General features: G+C 62.7%; 19 protein-coding genes, 1 CRISPR repeat array and 1 riboswitch. Of the genes, 7 read left to right on the forward strand and 12 right to left on the reverse strand.

The window, feature by feature from the left end:
- Positions 1–112: 112 nt before the first annotated feature.
- Entirely contained in the window at positions 113–1,615 is a 1,503-nt protein-coding gene (locus tag ACT6QG_RS00470; protein ID WP_444975647.1) for a DegQ family serine endoprotease, read from the forward strand.
- Positions 1,616–1,666: 51 nt separating this feature from the next.
- Here the strand turns inward: ACT6QG_RS00470 and serB are convergent, their stop codons facing one another.
- The gene (gene serB / locus ACT6QG_RS00475; protein WP_444975648.1) at positions 1,667–2,566 is read right to left on the reverse strand and encodes a phosphoserine phosphatase SerB; all 900 of its coding nucleotides are present in this window, start codon (positions 2,564–2,566) and stop codon (positions 1,667–1,669) included.
- Between serB and miaA the strand changes: the two genes are divergently transcribed.
- The gene (miaA, locus tag ACT6QG_RS00480; RefSeq protein ID WP_444975649.1) at positions 2,565–3,506 is read left to right on the forward strand and encodes a tRNA (adenosine(37)-N6)-dimethylallyltransferase MiaA; all 942 of its coding nucleotides are present in this window, start codon (positions 2,565–2,567) and stop codon (positions 3,504–3,506) included. The two genes, serB and miaA, sit on opposite strands and share 2 nt — an antisense overlap.
- 87 nt (positions 3,507–3,593) lie before the next feature.
- Here the strand turns inward: miaA and ACT6QG_RS00485 are convergent, their stop codons facing one another.
- On the reverse strand, positions 3,594–4,637 hold the full coding sequence (locus ACT6QG_RS00485; RefSeq protein ID WP_444975650.1) for a tellurite resistance TerB family protein: 1,044 nt from the start codon (positions 4,635–4,637) through the stop codon (positions 3,594–3,596).
- A 93-nt stretch (positions 4,638–4,730) separates the two neighbouring features.
- Positions 4,731–5,525 carry a thymidylate synthase gene (locus ACT6QG_RS00490; protein WP_444975651.1) on the reverse strand — a complete coding sequence of 265 codons (795 nt, stop codon included), beginning with the start codon at positions 5,523–5,525 and terminating at the stop codon, positions 4,731–4,733.
- 147 nt (positions 5,526–5,672) lie between these two features.
- A riboswitch (TPP riboswitch) is annotated at positions 5,673–5,808 on the forward strand.
- Positions 5,809–5,932: 124 nt separating this feature from the next.
- Here ACT6QG_RS00490 and thiC point away from each other — a divergent pair.
- Positions 5,933–7,801 (forward strand): phosphomethylpyrimidine synthase ThiC, encoded by a 1,869-nt coding sequence (gene thiC / locus ACT6QG_RS00495; protein ID WP_444975652.1) that lies wholly within the window; start codon positions 5,933–5,935, stop codon positions 7,799–7,801.
- Positions 7,802–7,930: 129 nt separating this feature from the next.
- Here thiC and surE read toward each other — a convergent pair whose 3' ends face one another.
- The 9 genes from surE to ACT6QG_RS00540 form a co-directional block, all read right to left on the reverse strand.
- Entirely contained in the window at positions 7,931–8,698 is a 768-nt protein-coding gene (gene surE / locus ACT6QG_RS00500) for a 5'/3'-nucleotidase SurE (protein WP_444975653.1), read from the reverse strand.
- Positions 8,699–8,733: 35 nt separating this feature from the next.
- On the reverse strand, positions 8,734–10,197 hold the full coding sequence (serS, locus tag ACT6QG_RS00505) for a serine--tRNA ligase (RefSeq protein WP_444975654.1): 1,464 nt from the start codon (positions 10,195–10,197) through the stop codon (positions 8,734–8,736).
- Positions 10,198–10,337: 140 nt separating this feature from the next.
- A complete protein-coding gene (tatC, locus tag ACT6QG_RS00510) occupies positions 10,338–11,159 on the reverse strand; it encodes a twin-arginine translocase subunit TatC (RefSeq protein WP_444975655.1) in 822 nt (273 codons plus the stop codon).
- 12 nt (positions 11,160–11,171) lie between these two features.
- Positions 11,172–11,855 carry a Sec-independent protein translocase protein TatB gene (gene tatB / locus ACT6QG_RS00515; RefSeq protein WP_444975656.1) on the reverse strand — a complete coding sequence of 228 codons (684 nt, stop codon included), beginning with the start codon at positions 11,853–11,855 and terminating at the stop codon, positions 11,172–11,174.
- Between the two features lie 61 nt (positions 11,856–11,916).
- A complete protein-coding gene (locus ACT6QG_RS00520; RefSeq protein ID WP_444975657.1) occupies positions 11,917–12,153 on the reverse strand; it encodes a twin-arginine translocase TatA/TatE family subunit in 237 nt (78 codons plus the stop codon).
- A 143-nt stretch (positions 12,154–12,296) separates the two neighbouring features.
- Positions 12,297–13,013, reverse strand: a complete 717-nt coding sequence (scpB, locus tag ACT6QG_RS00525) for an SMC-Scp complex subunit ScpB (protein WP_444975658.1) — start codon at positions 13,011–13,013, stop codon at positions 12,297–12,299.
- The gene (locus tag ACT6QG_RS00530) at positions 13,010–13,834 is read right to left on the reverse strand and encodes a segregation and condensation protein A (RefSeq protein WP_444975659.1); all 825 of its coding nucleotides are present in this window, start codon (positions 13,832–13,834) and stop codon (positions 13,010–13,012) included. Before ACT6QG_RS00530 ends, scpB begins: the two co-directional genes overlap by 4 nt.
- A 1-nt stretch (position 13,835) precedes the next feature.
- Entirely contained in the window at positions 13,836–14,849 is a 1,014-nt protein-coding gene (nagZ, locus tag ACT6QG_RS00535) for a beta-N-acetylhexosaminidase (protein WP_444975660.1), read from the reverse strand.
- A gap of 208 nt (positions 14,850–15,057) precedes the next feature.
- On the reverse strand, positions 15,058–16,125 hold the full coding sequence (locus tag ACT6QG_RS00540; RefSeq protein ID WP_444975661.1) for a murein hydrolase activator EnvC family protein: 1,068 nt from the start codon (positions 16,123–16,125) through the stop codon (positions 15,058–15,060).
- Between the two features lie 288 nt (positions 16,126–16,413).
- Here ACT6QG_RS00540 and cobS point away from each other — a divergent pair, with 288 nt between their 5' ends.
- The 4 genes from cobS (at position 16,414) to ACT6QG_RS00560 (ending at position 18,669) form a co-directional block, all read left to right on the forward strand.
- Positions 16,414–17,259 (forward strand): adenosylcobinamide-GDP ribazoletransferase, encoded by an 846-nt coding sequence (gene cobS, locus ACT6QG_RS00545; RefSeq protein ID WP_444975662.1) that lies wholly within the window; start codon positions 16,414–16,416, stop codon positions 17,257–17,259.
- A 41-nt stretch (positions 17,260–17,300) separates the two neighbouring features.
- A complete protein-coding gene (locus ACT6QG_RS00550) occupies positions 17,301–17,522 on the forward strand; it encodes a DUF1289 domain-containing protein (RefSeq protein WP_444975663.1) in 222 nt (73 codons plus the stop codon).
- Complete coding sequence (locus ACT6QG_RS00555) at positions 17,519–17,842, forward strand: hypothetical protein (protein WP_444975664.1); 324 nt, start codon at positions 17,519–17,521, stop codon at positions 17,840–17,842. The genes ACT6QG_RS00550 and ACT6QG_RS00555 overlap by 4 nt, the downstream gene beginning before the upstream one ends.
- 170 nt (positions 17,843–18,012) lie before the next feature.
- Positions 18,013–18,669, forward strand: a complete 657-nt coding sequence (locus ACT6QG_RS00560) for a methyltransferase domain-containing protein (protein ID WP_444975666.1) — start codon at positions 18,013–18,015, stop codon at positions 18,667–18,669.
- A gap of 68 nt (positions 18,670–18,737) precedes the next feature.
- Positions 18,738–20,352: a CRISPR direct-repeat array (repeat unit 29 nt; unit sequence CGGTTCATCCCCGCATGCGCGGGGAACAG).
- The last annotated feature ends 117 nt before the right edge of the window (positions 20,353–20,469 follow it).

Raw genomic sequence — 20,469 nt, forward strand, 5'->3', positions numbered from 1 at the left:
GCTTTCACAGCATTTATCTCATCCGTTCACAGATCCGCCTGTTTCCGCCTGCTAGACTTTCGCCAAACACGCGTCATTCCGCCTGCATGCCGGGCGCGCATCGAGGACAGCCATGCCCGTACTTCACCGTTCGCATCCTGCATTCCGCGCGCTGACGACCCTCTCCCTCGCTCTCACCTGCGCCCTTGCTCCCCTCCCCCTGGCGGGCACGGCTCCCCTTGCCCATGCAGCCCCCTCCAAGGGGCCGGATACGGTGGCGGATGCGGCGGAAAAGGTGATGGATGCGGTGGTGAATATCTCCACCTCCCAGAATGTCGCAGCCTCCCGCAGCGTCACCGTGCCAGACCTGCCCCCGGGCGCCCCGTTCGAGGAGTTCTTTGAAGAATATTTCAAGAACCGGCAGGAGGATGGTGGAGAAAACACGCCTCGCCGCGTTTCATCCCTCGGCTCCGGCTTTGTCATCGACCCTGCGGGCCTCATCGTCACCAATAACCACGTCATTGCCGATGCGGATGAAATCTACGCGAACTTCAATGATGGCACGAAGCTGAAGGCCGAGCTTGTCGGACGAGACACCAAGACGGATCTGGCCCTGCTGCGGGTGAAGCCGGAAAAGCCCCTCACGGCTGTCAGCTTCGGGAACTCCGAGATTGTGCGGGTGGGAGACTGGGTGATGGCCATCGGCAACCCCTTCGGGCTCGGCGGCTCCCTGTCTGTGGGGGTGGTTTCCGCCCGGAACCGGGACATCAATGCCGGCCCATATGACAATTTCATCCAGACGGATGCCGCCATCAATCGCGGCAATTCCGGCGGGCCCCTGTTCAATATGGAGGGGGAGGTTGTGGGCGTGAACACCGCCATCATCTCTCCTTCCGGAGGGTCCATCGGCATTGGTTTCGCCGTTCCCGCCTCCAGCGCGAAAGCGGTTCTGGCGCAGCTCGAACAATATGGCGAGGTGCGCCGGGGCTGGATTGGCGTGCGCATCCAGCCTGTCACCGAGGAAATCGCCGAAACGCTGGATCTGTCGAAAGCACAGGGCGCGCTTGTCGGTGTCGTCAACAAGGATGGCCCGGCCGACAAGGCGGGGCTTCATGTGGGCGATATCATTCTCAAGTTCGACGGGAAGGACATCAAGACCATCCGCGACCTGACCCGCACCGTGGCGGATACGATGGTTGACCGGGAGGTTCCCGTGGAGATCATCCGCAAGGGCAAGGCCCGAACCCTGCGCCTGAAGGTGGCGCGCATGCCGGCGGATGAAGGTGAGGCGAAAGCCGCCTCAAACGCGGAGAAAAAGTCCGAGAAGCCCTCTCCCCAGCAGGAAGCGCTCGGCCTCACCCTCGCCAATATGAGCGATGAGCTGCGCACCGAGAACAAGATCAATCCGTCCATCAAGGGCGTCCTGATCACGGATGTCGCCGAGAATTCACCGGCGGCGGAGCGCGGATTGCGCCCGGGCCTGGTCATCGTTCAGGTGGGGCAGGAAGCTGTGGAGAATACGGACATGCTGGAGCGACGTATCGCGGCGCTGCGCAAGGCCGGCCGCAATGCCGTGCTCCTGCTGATTTCCGATGGCACGGGCGAGCAGGAGTTCGTGACTCTCCCGCTGGACTGAGCGGCCCTGAAAAGAGAAGAGCCGGAGCGGCAACTCCGGCTCTTTCCGCATTCAGCTCACGCGGAACTCGTCATGGGTATAGCCCTGCAGGTAAAGCAGTGCTGTCAGGTCTCCATGATCGATACGGGCATGGGCGGCTGCCGCCACCTGAGGCTTTGCGTGATAAGCCACGCCAAGGCCGGCCTCGCCTAGCATGGCAAGATCATTCGCGCCATCGCCCACAGCCAGCGTTTCGGAAGGCGCCAGATGCATGCGGTCCCGCAACTCCACAAGCGTTGCGTATTTCGCCTCGCGCCCCAGAATGGGTTCGGCCACCTTCCCGGCCAGCACATCCTTTTCCACCACCAGCACATTGGCGCGGTGTTCATCAAAGCCCACCTGCTCGGCAATCACTTGCGTAAACAGCGTGAAGCCACCGGAAACCAGCGCCGCATAAGCGCCATTGGCCCGCATGGTGCCCACCAGTTCACGCCCGCCGGGGGTGAGACGAATGCGCTCGCGCAGCACATCCGCCACCACGCTCACCGGCAGATCCCGCAGCAGTGAGACGCGCTCACGCAAGGCGGGCTCGAACTCGATTTCCCCGCGCATCGCCCGCTCGGTAATGGCCGAGACATGCGCCTTCAGCCCGGCCCAATCGGCCAGTTCATCAATACATTCCTGCCCGATCATGGTTGAATCCATGTCCGCAAGGAAAAGACGCTTGCGCCGGCCCGCCTCAAGTTGCACCACAACATCCACCGGTGCGCCGTTCAGCGCCTCGCGCACATGTTGCGCAAGTGCGCGGATATCTGCGCCAAGCTCCGGCTTGAAATGGATATCGACCGCCACCTCCGGGTGCAGCACCACGGGCTCCTGCGCATTGAGCAGCACGGCGCTTGCATCATGAATTGCCTTCCGCGTCACAGCGGGGGCAGAAGGATTAGAGATCAGCGTTGCAACATAGGCCATGACGATACCGGAAGCTGAAACAGAAAAGAGAGTCGCGGTGCTTATCGCAGGCCCGACTGCCAGTGGAAAATCAGCACTCGCGCTCGCGCTCGCGGAACAGCGAAACGGTATCGTGCTGAATGCAGATTCCATGCAAGTTTACGCCGACCTGCGGATCTTGACGGCGCGTCCAAATGACGCAGACCTTGCCAGAGCACCCCACGCCCTTTACGGTCATGTGGATGCCGATACCGATTACTCTGTCGGGCGCTGGGTGGAAGATGCCAGGGCCGCGCTTGAACAGGCATGGAGCCGCGGCCAGCTTCCCATTCTGGTGGGGGGAACCGGCCTCTATTTTCGCGCCCTCACACAGGGGCTTGCGGAAATTCCGGCCATTCCCGAGGAGATCCGCGCCGCGATGCGCGAACAGGCGGAAGCGCTCGAAAATCCGGTTCTCCATCAAAAGCTTGCAGAACTGGACCCGGAAGCCGCCTCACGGCTGAATATCAATGACCGGCAGCGCATTCTACGCGCGCTGGAGGTTGTCAGCGCGACAGGACGGCCTCTTTCACAATGGCAAAAGGATGCCCAGCCCCCCTTTCTGAAAGAGGAACAAACCGTTTCCATGGTGCTTGAGGTGGAAAGGGAAGTGCTGCGCGCCCATATTGATGAGCGCTTCCACGGCATGATCAACTCTGGCGCCCTTCAGGAAGTGGAAGCGCTGGCGGCCCGCAAGCTGCCGGCCGATCGCACCATATTGAAGGCGCATGGCGCGCCGGCTCTTAGCCGATACCTGCGGGGAGACATCAATCTGGACGATGCGATCCTTGAGGGGCAGGGCGATACCAGGCGCTATGCCAAGCGTCAGGTCACCTTCTTCCGCCACCAGATGAGGGACTGGCCCCGGAGCACGCCAGACAAGGCCCTGAACCATTTGCTGAAGGCTCTGGCGGAAAGATAAGCGCCCCTCCAGATGAAAAAACCGGCCACGCCAAAGCGTGACCGGTTCCCGTTCAGCAAGCGATGCAAGGCATGGGCTGGCCTGTGCTCACACCCCGGCGAGCGCCGTATCGAGCTGTGCCTTCAGGCCCGGATCAACCCCCAGCCGATGGGCAAGATCATCCAGATACTTCTTTTCAGCAGGATTATCGGGCTTGATGGCCATCAGGGACGCCACATAGATCTCGCTCGCGGCCTGCGGATTCACCGCAGCATCCACCAGAACCTGCGGATCGACCGGCGTGGAGAGATATTCCATCAGGGCTTCACGGTCCGCATTGCTTGCGCCCGCTTTCTCCAACCCGCCAAGAATGTGGTTGAACTCATCCTGATCGATCTGCCCATCGGCCTGCGCGGCTGCGATCATGGCCTGCAGCAGCACATTCGAGAAAGCCTCCGGGCCACCCGGCGCCTCTGCCGGAGTAAAGCCGTGCTGGCCCTCGGCAAAATCGGAAACGAAATTGGCGCGTCCCTGCGTGCCCTGCGCCTGCCACTTGCGGAAGGCATTGAAGGCAAGCATGCCGATAACGGCAAGGCCGCCATATTTCACCAGATCATTGCCACCCGCCGGCTGGGTGCCGCCGCCCGGCGCCTGCTGCGGTGCCGGAGCCGGGCTGGAGCCGGTGGAGGGCACGGATGAGGACCCGCCACGGCCCAGAGCCTCACTGGCCAGATCGGCAAGGCCGCCACTGGTGCCACGGCTGCTGCCCTGGGGCGAGGCTCCGCCAGCCGAACCGCCGCCCAGCACCTGACCAAGAAGGTCTCCCAGTCCGCCAGAAGGCCCGGTCTGCCCGCCCTGTCCACCGCCGAGAACCTGGCCCAGAATATCGCTCAAGCCACCGGAAGGCCCGGTCTGGCTGTTGCCGCTGCCGCGCGATGTCGCCCCGCCCAGAACCTGCCCGAGAAGATCCCCAAGGCCACCGGCTCCGCCTGTGGCGCCGCCGCGAGAGGCCCCGCCGCCGAGCACCTGCCCCAGCACATCACCCAGCGCACCGGGCAGGCCATTGGCAGAATTCGCCTGCCCGTTCCTTACGCCGCCATTGCTCAGCGCCGCACCAAGCAACTGACCCAAAAGGCTTCCCGCGTTGGACATCGAATTCTCCTCAGAGTCGGTTCATCGTTGTGCCAGCTTGACACATCTTCATGACAAGAGCACGCCCGGAGAAAGACGTAGAGGCAGAAAGAACTACACTGCCACAGGCGCACGAATAGCCGGCTCCGGGTCATAGTCTTCTATCGAGATGTCCCCGAAGCGGAATGCGAACAGGTCATCCACGGCGGGATTGAGCCGGAGACGGGGCAAGGCGCGGGGCTGACGCTGGAGCTGCAGGCGCGCCTGTTCCAGATGATTGCTATAGAGATGGGCGTCGCCCAGCGTGTGGATGAAATCCCCCACCTTCAGCCCGGTCACCTGCGCCACCATGTGGGTGAGCAGAGCGTAGGACGCGATATTGAAGGGCACACCCAGAAACACATCGGCCGAGCGCTGGTAGAGCTGGCAGGAAAGCCGGCCTTCCGCCACCGCGAACTGGAACAGGCAATGGCAGGGCGGCAGCGCCATTTTGGGCACATCCGCCGGGTTCCATGCCGTGACGATCAGGCGGCGGCTATCGGGATTGGTGCGAATCTGCGCCACCACATCGGCGATCTGGTCGATCACCCCGCCATCAGGCTTCGGCCAGGAGCGCCACTGGTGCCCGTAAACCGGGCCGAGATCGCCCTTCTCATCCGCCCACTCATCCCAGATGCTGACGCCATTTTCCCGCAGATAGCGCACATTGGTATCGCCGGCGAGAAACCACAGCAGCTCATGAATGATGGAGCGCAGATGCAGCTTCTTCGTTGTCACCAGCGGGAAGCCCCGGGACAGATCAAACCGCATCTGGTGCCCGAAGATGGAGAAGGTTCCGGTGCCGGTGCGGTCATCCTTGCGCACGCCCTCATCGAGAATACGGCGCATCAAGTCGAGATATTGCTGCATGGTGAGGCAGAACCTGAAAAACAGATGTGCGGCCGGGGCCGCCTGCCCTCCCTTAGCACTTTTCCGCCATCTCCTGCTAATATGCGCGTTTCATGCATCCGCCATCTGTCAGGCGTTGACTTTCTCTTCCGCTTCAGCCCACACTCGCATTGTTCCAAGGGGGGTCCCGAGATGGGGCTGAGATTTCGCATCGCCTGAACGCCATATGGCTTTCCGGCACCGCGTTGACCCTTCGAACCTGATCCGGGTCATACCGGCGAAGGGATCGGAACCCGCGCGGCTTTGCGAACTGTGTCCCCGGCACCGTTGCGCGTCTGTCGTGCCCGCCTCCTGTAGCTTGAATCCCGGCTCTCACTTTGCCCGCCGCGCGGCCTGTCCGCGCGAGCCAGCTTGTAGGAGAACCGCAAGTGCTTGATGAAGCCTCCACCTCGTCGCTCAAAGTGACGACTGGCCCCCTGCCCCAGTCCCGCAAGGTGTATCTGGAAACCGGCCGCCCGGATGTCCGCGTGGCGATGCGCGAGATCTCGATTTCTGATCCGGAGGAAAAGCCGCTGCGTGTCTATGACACCTCCGGCCCCTATACCGATCCTGGGGCGGTCATCGACCTGACCAAGGGCCTGCCCCAGTTGCGCGCGAAATGGATTCGCGAGCGCGGGGATGTTGAGGAAGTGGAAGGCCGGGCCATTCGCCCGGAAGATAACGGGCTGAAGGCGGGGCAGGAATCCGCCCTGCCGCAGTTCAACCTTGAGGGGCGCAAGCCCCTGCGTGCCAGACCCGGCAAGCGCCCCACCCAGATGGCCTATGCCCGGGCCGGCATCATCACCCCGGAAATGGAATATGTGGCCGCCCGCGAGAATCTCGCGGCAGCCAATGGTGGCGCGCATCCCCGCCACCGGGCGATGGGACTGGGCGCGGCCATTCCCGCCGAGATCACCCCGGAATTCGTGCGCGAGGAAGTGGCCCGTGGCCGTGCCATCATTCCCGCCAATATCAACCATCCTGAAATCGAGCCGATGGCGATTGGCCGGAACTTCCTTGTGAAGATCAATGCCAATATCGGCAATTCCGCCGTCACCTCGGGCGTGGCGGAAGAGGTGGACAAGCTGGTCTGGTCCACCCGCTGGGGTGCCGATACGGTGATGGACCTGTCCACGGGCAAGAACATCCACACCATCCGCGAATGGATCATCCGCAACTCCCCGGTGCCGATCGGTACCGTGCCGATCTATCAGGCGCTGGAGAAGGTGAACGGCGTTGCCGAGGACCTGAACTGGGAAGTCTTCCGCGATACGGTGATCGAGCAGGCCGAGCAGGGCGTGGACTATATGACCGTCCATGCCGGCGTGCGCCTGCCCTTCGTGCCGCTGACGGCAGACCGGGTGACCGGCATCGTCTCGCGCGGGGGCTCCATCATGGCCAAGTGGTGTCTGGCCCACCACAAGGAGAGCTTCCTGTACGAGAATTTCGAGGAGCTGTGCGAAATTCTCGCGGCTTATGACATCTCCTTCTCGCTCGGCGACGGCCTGCGCCCCGGCTCCATTGCCGATGCCAATGATGCCGCGCAGTTCGCCGAGCTGGAGACGCTGGGCGAGCTGACCGAAATTGCCTGGAAGCATGATTGCCAGGTGATGATTGAAGGCCCCGGCCATGTGCCGCTCCACCTCATTCGCGAGAATGTGGAGAAGCAGCTCAAGGTGTGTCACGAGGCACCCTTCTATACGCTTGGCCCGCTCGTGACGGACATCTCCCCCGGTTATGACCATATCTCCTCCGCCATCGGCGCGGCGATGATCGGCTGGTTTGGCACGGCCATGCTGTGCTACGTCACGCCGAAGGAACATCTGGGCCTGCCGGATCGGGATGATGTGAAAACCGGCGTGATCTCCTACAAGATCGCGGCCCATGCAGCCGATCTGGCCAAGGGCCACCCGGCCGCACGCATCCGGGACGATGCCCTCTCCCGCGCCCGCTTCACCTTCCGCTGGCGTGACCAGTTCGCAATCTCTCTGGACCCTGAGACCGCCGAGCGCTTCCATGATGAAACGCTCCCTGCGGAAGGCGCCAAGGTGGCGCATTTCTGTTCCATGTGCGGACCGAAATTCTGCTCCATGAAGATCTCGCAGGAGCTGAAGATCGAGGCCGGCGACATTGCCCGGGCCGAGGCGGACAATGTGGCGGCAAAGGGCATGGCAGACATGGCCCAGCGCTTCCGCGAGAGCGGCAGCGAAATCTATCAGGCTGCACCCGAGGTCGCCCCTCCTCCGGCAGCGGAATGAAAAAAGCCTGTGCCGGGGCGCCCCGGCACAGGCTCAACATGATGATCGGGGAACATACCGTCCGCCATGACCTGAGGACCGGATCAGCCTTCGCAAACGGTTAGAGTGAAACGATCACATGCAGACGCATCACTTGCCCGAAAACACCAGGGCAAGGCGTGTCATCAGCGGCTCATCGGTCATGTCGAGGCGAAGGGGGGTCACGGAAATGCGCCCTTCCTCGATAGCGCGCAGATCGGAACCGGGCGCGGTCTGCGGGCGGGCGCGGTCAAAAGCGATCCAGTAATAGGGAATGCCCCGCCCATCATAGCGCGGATCAATGCGCATGATCTGCTGGTCGCGCTTGCCCTGCGAGGTGGCGACAACCCCCTTCACCGCATCCGGCGCGCAATCCGGGAAGTTCACATTCATCACGATGCCGGCGGGAATGCCCTCTTCCAGCAGCATGCGCACCACACGGCCGCCATGGGCCTCTGCCGCCGCATAGCTGGGATTGGCCCGGCTGGCGAAATTGATCGCCTGAGAGAAGGCAATGGAGGGAATGCCAAGAATGGTCCCCTCGATCGCGCCCGCCACCGTGCCGGAATAGCTCACATCCTCCGCGATATTCTGCCCGCGATTGACGCCCGAAAGCACCAGATCCGGCGGATTGTCACTCATGAGCTGGCGCACGGCAAGAATGACGCAATCCGTCGGCGTGCCCTTCACCGCGAAGCGGCGCGGTCCAATCTGGCGCAGGCGCAACGGGTCCGAAAGCGAAAGGGAGTGGGCCACACCGGACTGGTCCGTTTCTGGCCCAACAACCCACACATCATCTGAAAACTCACTGGCGATGCGCGCGCAAACATCAATGCCCGGTGCATTGATGCCATCATCATTGGTGACCAGAATACGCATGGGATCTCCCTGCTCTCTCGTATCGCAGCCCGCGATCAGGACAGCTTCTCGATGACCTTCAGACCGCCCATATAAGGGGCGAGAGCATCCGGAACGGCAACCGTGCCATTCTCCTGCTGGTAGTTTTCAAGTACAGCCACCAGTGCACGGCCAACCGCAACGCCGGACCCGTTCAGCGTATGCACGAAGCGCGGTGTCTTGTCCGCCTTCGGGCGATAGCGGGCATTCATGCGGCGAGCCTGGAAGTCTCCGCACACCGAGCAGGAGGAAATCTCGCGATAAGCCTGCTGGCCCGGCAGCCACACCTCGATGTCATAGGTCTTGCGCGAGGCAAAGCCCATGTCACCGGTGCACAGGGTCATGACACGGAAGGGCAGATCCAGCTTCTTCAGCACCGCCTCGGCGCAGGAAAGCATGCGCTCCAGCTCATCCAGAGAGCTTTCCGGGGTTGTGATGGAGACCATTTCCACCTTGGTGAACTGGTGCTGGCGGATCATGCCGCGCGTGTCACGACCGGCAGAGCCGGCCTCCGCGCGGAAGCACTGGGTGAGCGCAGTGAGGCGCAGGGGCAGTTCTTCCTCGGCAATAATGCTCTCGCGCACCAGATTGGTCAGCGGCACCTCGGCGGTCGGCACCAGCCAGAGGCGGTTCCCAAGCTGGGCCTTGCGCACCTGCGCCGCCAGATTGCTCTTCTCCAGAGCGCTCTTGGGGTCCATCCCCTGCGCAATCATCGCGGCGGCCTGCGCGGCGACGGCTTCCTGCGCATGGGCCAGCGCCTCATCAAACTCTTCCGTGCGGAAGGTGGGAAACTGGTCATTCTCGAATTTTGGCAGCTGGGCCGTGCCATACATGGCTTCATCGCGCACCAGAATGGGCGGATTCACTTCCATATAGCCATGCTCGGCCGTGTGCATATCCAGAAAGAACTGGCCCAGTGCCCGCTCCAGACGCGCCAGAGGCCCCATATTGACGACAAAGCGCGCGCCGGACATGCGGGCCGCCTTCTCGAAATCCATCTGCCCCAGCCCTTCACCAATCTCGAAATGCTGGCGCGGCGTGAAGCTGTAGGTACGCGGGGCGCCGTAACGATGGTCCTCACGCTCAATATTTCCGGTCTCGTCCACGCCCAGCGGCACATCCGCCAAGGGGGCGTTGGGAATGCCGGAGAGCGCATCATCGAGCATGGCCTCAACCGTGCGCACCTCGCTCTCAAGATCAGGCAGCTGCGCCTTGAGCTTGGAGACCTCGGCCATCAGTTCCTGGGCGCGGGCATCATCCTTCGCCGCCTTGGCCTGGCCGATTTCCTTGGAGGCGGCATTGCGGCGGGAGAGCACATTTTCCAGCGCGGTAACGGCAGCGCGACGCTGCTCATCAAGGCCCTGCAACTTCTTCACGAGCAGATCGGCGCGCATCTTCGCGTCTTCGGAATCGCCCCCGCGCCGGGAAAGGGCTGCGACGAAATCTGCCGGTTGCTCCCGAATCCACTTGATGTCGTGCATCGCCTCACTCCGCAGACTGAAATCGCACAGGTCATGCCGCGCAGAACCGCAGACCGACCGCGCCTGAAATGCTCAGGGGCCGCGCCCGGTCGATCAGACCTGGAGGCACGGCACCCACCTGAATGCAAGAACGGACAGAACTAGCTGGAAGCAGCCTCGTCCGCATCTCTCGCGGCCTCATCTGCCTTCCGGCGCTTTTCAACCGCCCCCACCAGATAGACGGATACCTCGTAGAGAAGGAGGGTCGGGAGAGCAAGGGCGAGTTGGCTCACAACGTCCGGTGGCGTGAGCACGGCGGCCAGAACGAAGATGCCCACAATCGCGTAACGGCGTGCCTTGCGCAGCATGTCCTGCGTCACCACACCGATCCGCGCCAGAAGGGTCAGGATGACAGGAAGCTGGAAGCACAGGCCGAAAGCCAGAATGAGCGTGGTGATGAGGGACAGATATTCGGACACCCGCGGCAGGAGCGAGATTTCCGCCCGTCCATCTCCACCCGCCTGCTGCATGCCGAGAAAGTACATCATCGCCATGGGCATGGCGATGAAATAGACGAAAGCTGCCCCAATCAGGAAACAGATGGGCGTGGCAATGAGATAGGGGCGAAATGCTGCCTTTTCATCCCGGTAGAGCCCCGGGGCCACGAACATGTAGACCTGTGTGGCGACAATCGGGAACGAGATGAAGGCTGCGCCGAACAGGGCCAGCTTGATCTGCGTGAACAGGAATTCCTGCGGGGCGGTATAGATAAGCTTCACACCCGGAGCAAAGCCGGTTGCGAACTCATAGGGCCAGAGCAGGATATTGTAGATCTTCGAGGCCACGAGGAAGCACAGGAAGAAACACACCAGAAATGCGATGACGGACTTGATGAGCCGGGAGCGCAGCTCGATCAGATGCTCAACAAGCGGGGCCTTGGAGGCGTCAACTTCGTCCTCTTCGGACACGCGAGGGTCAGTCATGGAAGGGGCAGCTCATGATGGCGTGTTGGAAGAAGTGGGCCGCTCCGCACCAGCCGGGGCAGCCTGCGAGACCTCCTGCTCCGGGCCATCCGTCACGGATACGCCATTGGCCTCAGCCATGGCAGGAGATGGCGGCGGCAATTCGGAGCGCTCAAGCGGGGAGACGGGCGGCGGGGGAAGAAGATCGTGCAAATCTCCTGACACCGGCTCTGGCGATGCAAGGGCCGCATCTGCCGGGGAGGTTGCAGCCGCAGGGGCTGCCTTGGCCAGCGAGGCGCGGATCTCCTCGCGAATGGCGCGCAGCGTGTCATCCTCCTCTGCCGCATCGGCAGGCGGTTCCGCAGCCTTGCCCACATCCGCGGCGGCGGGAAGGGTGAGGGCCGCTGTCGCACCTGCGACGCTTGCGCGAATCTCATCGCGCACATTGCGGAGCGGATCGAACAGCTCTGTCAGATCAGAGGTCGGTGCAGCCTTGCGTACTGTATCCGAAACCTTGGTGATCTCATCGCGCATGTCCGAGATGTCAGCCTCGCGCAATGCCTGCTGAAACTGCCCCTGGAACTCGCCCGCCATGCGGCGCACGCGCGTTATGGTGCGCCCCATGGTGCGCAGGACAGTGGGCAATTCCTTGGGGCCAATAACGATCAGCGCGACAATGCCGATCAGCATCAACTCCGACCAGCCGATATCGAACATAAGCGCCTCAGGCCGACGGCAGTCCCGTCATCATCATGTTTCAGTCAGGCAGAAGCCGGTCTCAGACCGGCTTCTTCTCCGCTTCGGCGCTCTGTGTTGCCTGATGCGGAAGCGTACGCGGCGGCTCGGCAGCCTCGGCCGGAGCCTTTGGTGCCTCATCCTCTTCCGCCAGTCCCTTCTTGAAGGACTTGATCCCCTTTGCCACGTCGCCCATCAGATCAGAAATCTTGCCGCGACCAAACAGAAGGAGCACCACAACAAGCACGACAAGCCAGTGCCAGATGCTCAGTGAACCCATCTCGTTACCCTCCGAGAGGCAATTGTTTCCTCCGGCAAGCCGGACGGAGTTTTCATCGCAATGACACTATTCGCCTCTGGCGGCGAAAACAAGGACACCCCGTGACCCCATATGCCGCCCTTTCCCGCGCCCCGCCGCCGGCCCTATGGCCCGGTTTCGTCATCGGAAGGAGGTGAAACCAGCATGAAGTCCAGAGGCTCGGCATCCAGTGGTTCCTCATCCTCCAGCGGTTCCAGATCATCGGACGGGCTGGGAATGGAGAAGCCCGGCGGAATGCGCCCGTCCAGAAGCCCCGCCCCCTTCAGCTCATCAAGCCCGGGCAGATCCTGTATGGAATCCAGCCCGAAATGCACAAGAAAGTCACCAGTTGTTCCGTATGTGACGGGCCGCCCCGGGGTGCGCCGGCGCCCACGCATGCGAATCCACCCCGTTTCCAGCAGAACGTCCAGCGTTCCGCGGGAGGTCGAGACGCCGCGGATCTCCTCTATCTCCGCCCGCGTCACCGGCTGGTGATAGGCGATGATGGCCAGCACCTCCACCGCCGCGCGGGAGAGCTTTCTCTGTTCCGGAATCTGGTCGGCCAGCACGGGAGCAAGATCCGGCGCGGTGCGGAGCATCCAGCCGCCGGCAATCCGCAACACATTCACCCCGCGCGGGGCATAGTCCTGCACCAGTGCGGCCATCAGGGCCTCCACATCCGCCCCCTTGGACAGATGCGGCTTCATCATCGCCTGCGTCACCGGCCCGGGCGTAGCGAAGAGCAGAGCCTCAATTACCCGCACATCCTGCGCGAAGACAAAGGCGCGCTCGTCATCCGGGCGAACATCAAACAGGTCTATGCGGGGCGCCGGGCGCTTCATGTCTCTTCCCCACCCGGTGCGGAGCCGCCAGCATGCGCCCGCAGCCACAAAGGTGCAAAGGGCGCATCCTGGCGCATATCGAGCACCCCTTCGCGCACCATCTCAAGGCTGGCCGAGAAGCTGGAGGCCAGCGCTGTCGCGCGCTGGTCCGGCTGGGCGACATACTGGATCAGAAACTGGTCAAGGCGCATCCAGTCCTCAAGAATATCCGCGCCCAGAAGACGCTCCAGCCGGGCGCGCGCATCGGCCAGAGACCATACGGCACGCACCTTGAGCGTGACAGTGGAGAGCACCTGTGTCTGCCTCTGGCGGGCATAGGCGGACAGAAGCTCATAGAGTGTAGACATGTATACAACTGGCCGAGCCGGATCTTTTTCCGCCTCGGGCACAACGCGGGCAAACACATCCCGCCCCAGTTGGGGGCGCGCCATCATCTGCGCCGCCGCCTCGCGGATCCGCTCCAGATAGCGCAGCCGGCGGGTGAAGGCGGCTGCCAGCTCTTCGGCACTCGGCCCCTCCTCCTGCGGCGGAGCGGGCAGAAGAAGGCGGGATTTGAGATAGGCAAGCCATGCCGCCATCACCAGATAATCCGCCGCCAGTTCCAGACGTCCACGCCGGGCCTGCTCGATGAAGGCGATATATTGATCGGCAAGAGCCAGAATGGAAATGCGGGAAAGGTCCACCTTCTGCGTGCGGGCCAGCGCCAGCAACAGATCCAGCGGACCTTCAAACCCGTCGAGATCGACAACGAAGGCGCCTTCATCCCCGTCTTCCGGGCGCTCTGTCCCGGCCAGTTCGAAGGCATCTTCGTCCGGCGTCATGTCAGGCCACGCGCGTGATGCGGCGCGCCACCTCTGCCCGCAGCTCCGCCGCATCGACGGCTTCAGCCTGCTTGCGCAGGTTCAGCGCCTGCTCGGCGCGGGCGGCGGCCTTTCCGGCCAGAAGGGGCGCATGGGCGGCAATGATCTGCATTTCCTCCATCTTGCCATTGCAATGGAGAAGCATGTCACAGCCGGCTGCGACAGAACTGTCGCATCGGGCCGCCATATCACCGGCAAGGGCGCCCATGGACAGGTCATCGCTCATCAGCAGGCCATCGAAACCGATCTGCCCGCGAATGATCTCTTCAATCATCAGCCTTGAGGTCGTGGCCGGCGCATCCGGATCAAGATCGGCATAGACCACATGGGCGGTCATCGCCATGGGCAGATCCGCCAGCGGGCGGAAAGCGGCAAAGTCGGCAGCTTCCAGCTCCGCTCGCGGCGCGAGAACGACCGGCAGCTTCTCGTGGCTGTCCACCGGCGCGCGTCCATGGCCGGGAATATGCTTGATGATCGGCAGCACGCCTCCATCCAGTAACCCTTCCGCCGCCGCACGCGCGAGAGCGGAAACCACGTCCACGCTCTCCCCATAGGCCCGGTTGCCGATGATGCCATGCCCATCCGGGTGGCGCAGATCCACCACCGGAAGGCAATCCACATCGATCCCCAGAGCGGACAGATCGGCCGCCAATGCGCGCGAGTTCAGGCGCACCGCTTCCAGCGCGCCCGGAGCATCCTGCAAATAGAGTGCACCAAAAGCCTCGCCCGGCGGATATTCCGCCCAGTGGGGCGGACGCAGACGCTGGACACGCCCGCCTTCCTGATCAATCAGAACGGGGGCATTCCAGCCCACGGCCTCGCGCAGCTCGGACACAAGTGCGCGCACCTGATCCGGCGCTTCGACATTGCGGGCGAACAGAATGAAGCCCCAAGGCTGGCTTTCGGCAAAAAAGGCCTTTTCCTGCGATGTGAGACGCACACCGGAGCAGCCCGCGATAAATGCCCGTGATGTCATGCTTGATCCCTGCGCACCCATAATGGCGAGCCCTGCTCACCATATCCGGGCAAAGCCTGCATGGCCCGGCAGAGCCTGCCTGCAGAAGGTTGCACCCATGGTATGGAGCGCCAGCGCGGCCCGTCAAGCGCAGCGGCGGCCCCTCACCTCTTCAAATGAAAACGGCCGGGACTGGCCCGGCCGCAATATTGTATACTCTTATACGAGACTACAGCCCGGCAACATAGCTGCTGGGATCAACCGGGGTCGAACCCTTGCGGATCTCGAAGTGCAGCTGGGGAGACTGCACATTGCCCGTCTGCCCCGCCTTGGCGATGATCTGGCCGCGACGGACCTTGTCACCCTTCTTCACGGTCAGCTCGCTGTTGTGGGCATAGGCTGTCACATAGCCATCCGAGTGCTTCACCAGCACCAGATTGCCATAGCCCTTCAGCTCATTGCCGGAATAGGCGACAACGCCATCCTCCGCAGCCCGCACCGAAGTTCCGGCCGGAACCGCGAAGTTCACACCTTCATTGCGCGTGCCACCCGGCTTGGGACCAAAGCCGGCGATGACACGACCACGAACCGGCGCACGGAACTGCGGCCCGCTGCCGCTCTTGCGCGGCTCATCCTCAGCCGCATCACCAACATCGGCGGTCTTGGCGGCACTGGTGGCGGCCGGCTTGGCAGCCTCGGCAGAGGCTGCGGCAAGGGTTGCGGCAGGCGCGGCCAGAGGCTTGCTCTCAACCACGGGCGCGGCAGCAACGGCGGCTGTCGTGGTGGCCGGACGGGCCACCGGCAGAGGCTTGGCCTCAGGCAACGCGACCGGCGTCTGCGAGGTCGCGATCAACTGGCCATTCGCCTGATAGGGCGCGGCGGTCTGCGGCGCGTTCAGGGCCTGCTGGCCCGCACGCACCACATTACCAGCCTGCGTGACATGACCATTGGCGCTCTGGACGGCTGTATTATAGGCGCCATAGGCCTGCTGGCTGGTCTGGTTGGCATATGTGGTGGCCTGGGATGCATAGGAGGCAGCCTGCCCGCCATAATTCTGCACCGCCTGTCCCGCCGCATTGGTGGCGTAGTTCTGCACCGCCTGACCGCCGTAATTCTGCGCGGCCTGCCCGGCATAGTTCTGCACCGCCTGCCCTGCTGCATTGGTGGCATAGTTCTGCACGCCATAAGCCTGCGTGGCTGCCGTCTGCCCCATCTGCTGCCCGGCCTGGCGGCCCATGGCACCCAATGAGCCTGTCACATCAGGCGATGCACCCGCATAGCCTGCCTGCTGCCCCACGCCGAAGCGACTGACATCTGAACTGCAACCTGCAATAGCGCCGGAAACGAGGCCAAGGACGGCCACTTGCGCAAAGACTTTTAGCCTCTTGGTCCCGCCTGAATTACGCATCTGCCCGCACTCGCACACAAAAAGGAACATGCGGGCCATTAGAAGGAACAGGCGTAAATGTGACCTTAAGGGAGGAACGCTCCGATCAACTCTTTCCTCTTTTCAACATCCTGTTGCGAAAACGTCACATCCATATTCCACCTTGACCGCCTCCCCTTTTCCAGCCCAAAGGAGCACATGCTTGCAGGACCAGCCTGGCCCCACAGCACCCCACCCGACCACGGACCCGACATGACGCTGGACCGGATAGCCCAGGACCTTTTCAGCGCCCTGCGCTTCTACTCCCGCCTGCCAACCCCTGCCCCCGCGGATGCGGCCGAACTGTGGGCCGCGCCTGACATGGACCGGATCGCCTATGCCATTCCGCTGGCCGGCGCTGTGATGGGGCTTCTGGGAGGGGCGGTTCTGGTGCTGGCGGCTTGGGCCGGATTACCGGAATTTCTCTGTGCAACACTGGCTTTCACGATTCTGGTTCTGGCCAGCGGAGCCATGCACGAAGACGGGCTGGCCGATACGGCCGATGGCTGGGGTGGCGGAAGAGATGCAGAACACCGCCTGATGATCATGAGAGACAGCCGCCTTGGCACCTTTGGTGTCACCGCGCTGATTCTGTCCCTGCTTCTGCGCATTGGCGCCGTGATGGCCCTGATGGCCGCATTTTCCCCCATTCAGGCGGCCTTCGCGCTGGTCGCGGCCTGTGCGGCCTCGCGCGCGACAGGGATATTGATGTTGCGCGCCCTGCCATCGGCACGCAAGGATGGCGCATCCGCCACCTTCGGCCAGCCCTCCCACAAGGCCGCCCTCTCCTGCGCCCTCATGGCGGCTTTTATCGCGGCTCTTCTCCTTGTCCCGCTGTTTGGGCTCGCGGCGGCGGTCTCCGGCCTCGCCTTGTGCATTGCCGTCATCTACATGATGGCCGGCATCTCCCGCCGCATGCTGGGTGGACAGACCGGCGATGTGGCCGGGGCCACGCAGCAGATCAGCGAGATTGCCTTCCTGCTCGCGGTCCTTATCCTTGCCTGAAGCGACATGGGAAGGCTGAAGAGGAAGGCGCACGAAGCCCGATGGTTTCCGTTCCCACCCGGAATATAGAAAGCCCCTGCAACAAGGTCTGCACCCTTGCGGCAGATGACGGGCCATGCCTGGGCTGCGGGCGCTCACTGGATGAGATCATCAACTGGCTGCGCTATTCCCACGAACAGCGCGCCATGATCATGGCCCTTCTGCCAGAGCGCCTTGCCACCATGCGCGCAGAACGCAAAGCCCGAAAGAAAGGCCGCGCATGAAACCACGCAGCAATACCCTGCTCATCATACTGCTTCTGGGCCTGCTGGCCGGGCTTGTCCTGCTGGTCACCCATCATGATGAGGGTGAGATTGCCGGCATGAGTACAGACCAGTTCGGGCGGCTGGTTGTTCTGCTCTCCATCGGCATCTTTATCGGTGCGGGGATGTGGGGCCGCATGCGCGGGCAACTCTCACAATCACTAATCGCCATCATCTTCTGGCTGGTGATCGCCCTGCTGATCGGGCTGGCCTACAGCTACAGGGATCTGCTGCCCCAATTCAGCAGCCTTGCCCCTGTTGCAGAGCTGCTGCTGGCCTGAGCCTTCATGGCGGGCCGGCCCGCTTTTTCCATTTTCCAAGGAATGACATGCAGAACCGGTACGGCACCCTCGCATCCTGGGTCTATAATCTCGACAAGCCCATCGGCCACTCGTTCGGGGATCAGGACTATTACAGGCAGCGCCTCGCACTGTGTGAGGCTGGCCCCATTCTGGAACCGGCTGTCGGCAATGGTCGTGTTTTTGTGCCCCTGCTTGAGGCCGGCTTTGACATGGAAGGCTTCGACGCCTCCGATGAGATGCTCGACTATTGCCGGAAAGAGTGCCGGAAGCGGCAACTCTCCGCCAGTTTGACCCGGCAGACATTTGAAGACTTCTCTGCCAGCAAGAGCTTTGCAGCCATCATCGTGCCCGCAGGTTCCTTCCAGCTGATAACCGATGCCTCCTCGGCCAGCGCCGTGCTGCAGCGGTTCCATGATCATCTGTCCCCGAACGGCAGGCTGATCATGGATATTGATGCCATCGGCGGTTTTTTTGGCCCCGCCGTCTCTGTCCGCAGTTGGGAGACCGCAGACGGTGACCTGCTGACGCTGACCGAGCATCGGGTCGAAACGGATTACATCGCCCAGACCACCCTTTCCCATCTCCGCTATGAGCACTGGAAAGACGGCAGCCTGATCAACACCGAGCTGGAGCTTTTCAAGCTGCGCTGGTGGGGCATCAATGAGCTCAGGCTTGCACTTCAAGCCGCCGGCTTCACGGATGTGGTGATTTCAGGCGGCTATCAGCATGGAAAACCGCCCGGGAAGAATGATGAAATCATCAGCTTTGAAGCGCGGCGACCAGCCGAAGGGGAAATGACCGCCTAAGAACTGATAGAAACTGCACTTCATGCGCGGAGGTTCATGGCATCTGCTGGCTAATGGGCCTTGAAAAACGCTTCATCCCCGTATGCGCGGGGAACAGCCAAGGTGCGGCCCCAGCACGGAATGAACCGCCGGTTCATCCCCGCATGCGCGGGGAACAGTGCGTGCGCAACTTCTGAGCGACGGGGCCTGACGCTTCATCCCCGTATGCGCGGGGAACAGCCAAGGTGCGGCCCCAGCACGGAATGAACCGCCGGTTCATCCCCGCATGCGCGGGGAACAGTGCGTGCGCAACTTCTGAGCGACGGGGCCTGACGGTTCATCCCCGCATGCGCGGGGAACAGCGAGAACGCCCGGCTTTCCAGCATCTGGGCATCGGTTCATCCCCGCATGCGCGGGGAACAGGCCCTTTGTTCCGGGGTCAGTATCCCCGGAAACGGTTCATCCCCCCATGCGCGGGGAACAGATCACCTCCTGCCAGAACACCAGATGAAACGGCGGTTCATCCCCGCATGCGCGGGGAACAGTCGTTCTCTCGTCTCCTGATCTATTGCGCAGGCGGTTCATCCCCGCATGCGCGGGGAACAGATCGAAGCGACGTTCGATGCGATTTCTACGAGCGGTTCATCCCCGCATGCGCGGGGAACAGGTACAGGAAAGCATGCGGGAGTGGCCGCCCTACGGTTCATCCCCGCATGCGCGGGGAACAGAATTTGTTCGCCGTCCGGTTACGCGGTGTAGCCGGTTCATCCCCGCATGCGCGGGGAACAGATCGCCTCCGTGATGCTGTCTGAGCTGGTGTACGGTTCATCCCCGCATGCGCGGGGAACAGTTTGCAAAACAGGTCACGATTCCGGCGCGCCCCGGTTCATCCCCGCATGCGCGGGGAACAGGTGGATGAGCCTGCCGGAGAGCATTGCCGACGCGGTTCATCCCCGCATGCGCGGGGAACAGGGCGCCATCCATAATCGCGAGAGTGGATGCGACGGTTCATCCCCGCATGCGCGGGGAACAGCTGGCAAAGCTGATGCGGAACGCCTGAATGGGCGGTTCATCCCCGCATGCGCGGGGAACAGGTGGCGAGGTCTGCCTCAAGCTGGGCGCGTTCCGGTTCATCCCCGCATGCGCGGGGAACAGGCATCTGTGGACTGAAAGGCAAGCCTGCGAACCGGTTCATCCCCGCATGCGCGGGGAACAGATCGGCCATCGCCCGAGCAAGACCGGGGTGGGCGGTTCATCCCCGCATGCGCGGGGAACAGTTCTGCCGCACCACAACACGCTTGAAGGCTTCCGGTTCATCCCCGCATGCGCGGGGAACAGTTCGCCTGCCGTCACACATCAGAACGGAGCTACGGTTCATCCCCGCATGCGCGGGGAACAGCGACGGGTCGAAAGGCCAAACTGCGTCATCACCGGTTCATCCCCGCATGCGCGGGGAACAGGCGTCGCCAAACGTCAGCACGTTCTCGTCGCTCGGTTCATCCCCGCATGCGCGGGGAACAGGAACGGGTTCATGCTCGCTCTGCCCGATGGTCCGGTTCATCCCCGCATGCGCGGGGAACAGCTGCGCGGTGATAGCGCGGCGCGTGCCTCCTTCGGTTCATCCCCGCATGCGCGGGGAACAGGTTGCGAGGTTCTTATGGTCCGCGTGGAACAGCGGTTCATCCCCGCATGCGCGGGGAACAGACTTCTTGTATATGACTGATCCATATCAGTATTTTACTTTTCAAACAGCGCACCGATTTTCAGGAGGTCAATCACCTTGGGCTGGCGGGAAGAAACTGACCAGTTTCAGCCCGTCAA

The sequence above is a fragment of the Haloleucobacter ellipsoideus genome, from assembly GCF_052491725.1.

Coding starts and splice junctions, on each gene's coding strand:
- ACT6QG_RS00470 (WP_444975647.1), top strand. CDS start 113: ATGCCCGTACTTCACCGTTCGCATCCTGCATTCCGCGCGCTGACGACC.
- miaA (WP_444975649.1), top strand. CDS start 2,565: ATGACGATACCGGAAGCTGAAACAGAAAAGAGAGTCGCGGTGCTTATC.
- serB (WP_444975648.1), bottom strand. CDS start 2,566: ATGGCCTATGTTGCAACGCTGATCTCTAATCCTTCTGCCCCCGCTGTG.
- ACT6QG_RS00485 (WP_444975650.1), bottom strand. CDS start 4,637: ATGTCCAACGCGGGAAGCCTTTTGGGTCAGTTGCTTGGTGCGGCGCTG.
- ACT6QG_RS00490 (WP_444975651.1), bottom strand. CDS start 5,525: ATGCAGCAATATCTCGACTTGATGCGCCGTATTCTCGATGAGGGCGTG.
- surE (WP_444975653.1), bottom strand. CDS start 8,698: ATGCGTATTCTGGTCACCAATGATGATGGCATCAATGCACCGGGCATT.
- serS (WP_444975654.1), bottom strand. CDS start 10,197: ATGCACGACATCAAGTGGATTCGGGAGCAACCGGCAGATTTCGTCGCA.
- tatC (WP_444975655.1), bottom strand. CDS start 11,159: ATGACTGACCCTCGCGTGTCCGAAGAGGACGAAGTTGACGCCTCCAAG.
- tatB (WP_444975656.1), bottom strand. CDS start 11,855: ATGTTCGATATCGGCTGGTCGGAGTTGATGCTGATCGGCATTGTCGCG.
- ACT6QG_RS00520 (WP_444975657.1), bottom strand. CDS start 12,153: ATGGGTTCACTGAGCATCTGGCACTGGCTTGTCGTGCTTGTTGTGGTG.
- scpB (WP_444975658.1), bottom strand. CDS start 13,013: ATGAAGCGCCCGGCGCCCCGCATAGACCTGTTTGATGTTCGCCCGGAT.
- ACT6QG_RS00530 (WP_444975659.1), bottom strand. CDS start 13,834: ATGACGCCGGACGAAGATGCCTTCGAACTGGCCGGGACAGAGCGCCCG.
- nagZ (WP_444975660.1), bottom strand. CDS start 14,849: ATGACATCACGGGCATTTATCGCGGGCTGCTCCGGTGTGCGTCTCACA.
- cobS (WP_444975662.1), top strand. CDS start 16,414: ATGCTTGCAGGACCAGCCTGGCCCCACAGCACCCCACCCGACCACGGA.
- ACT6QG_RS00550 (WP_444975663.1), top strand. CDS start 17,301: ATGGTTTCCGTTCCCACCCGGAATATAGAAAGCCCCTGCAACAAGGTC.
- ACT6QG_RS00555 (WP_444975664.1), top strand. CDS start 17,519: ATGAAACCACGCAGCAATACCCTGCTCATCATACTGCTTCTGGGCCTG.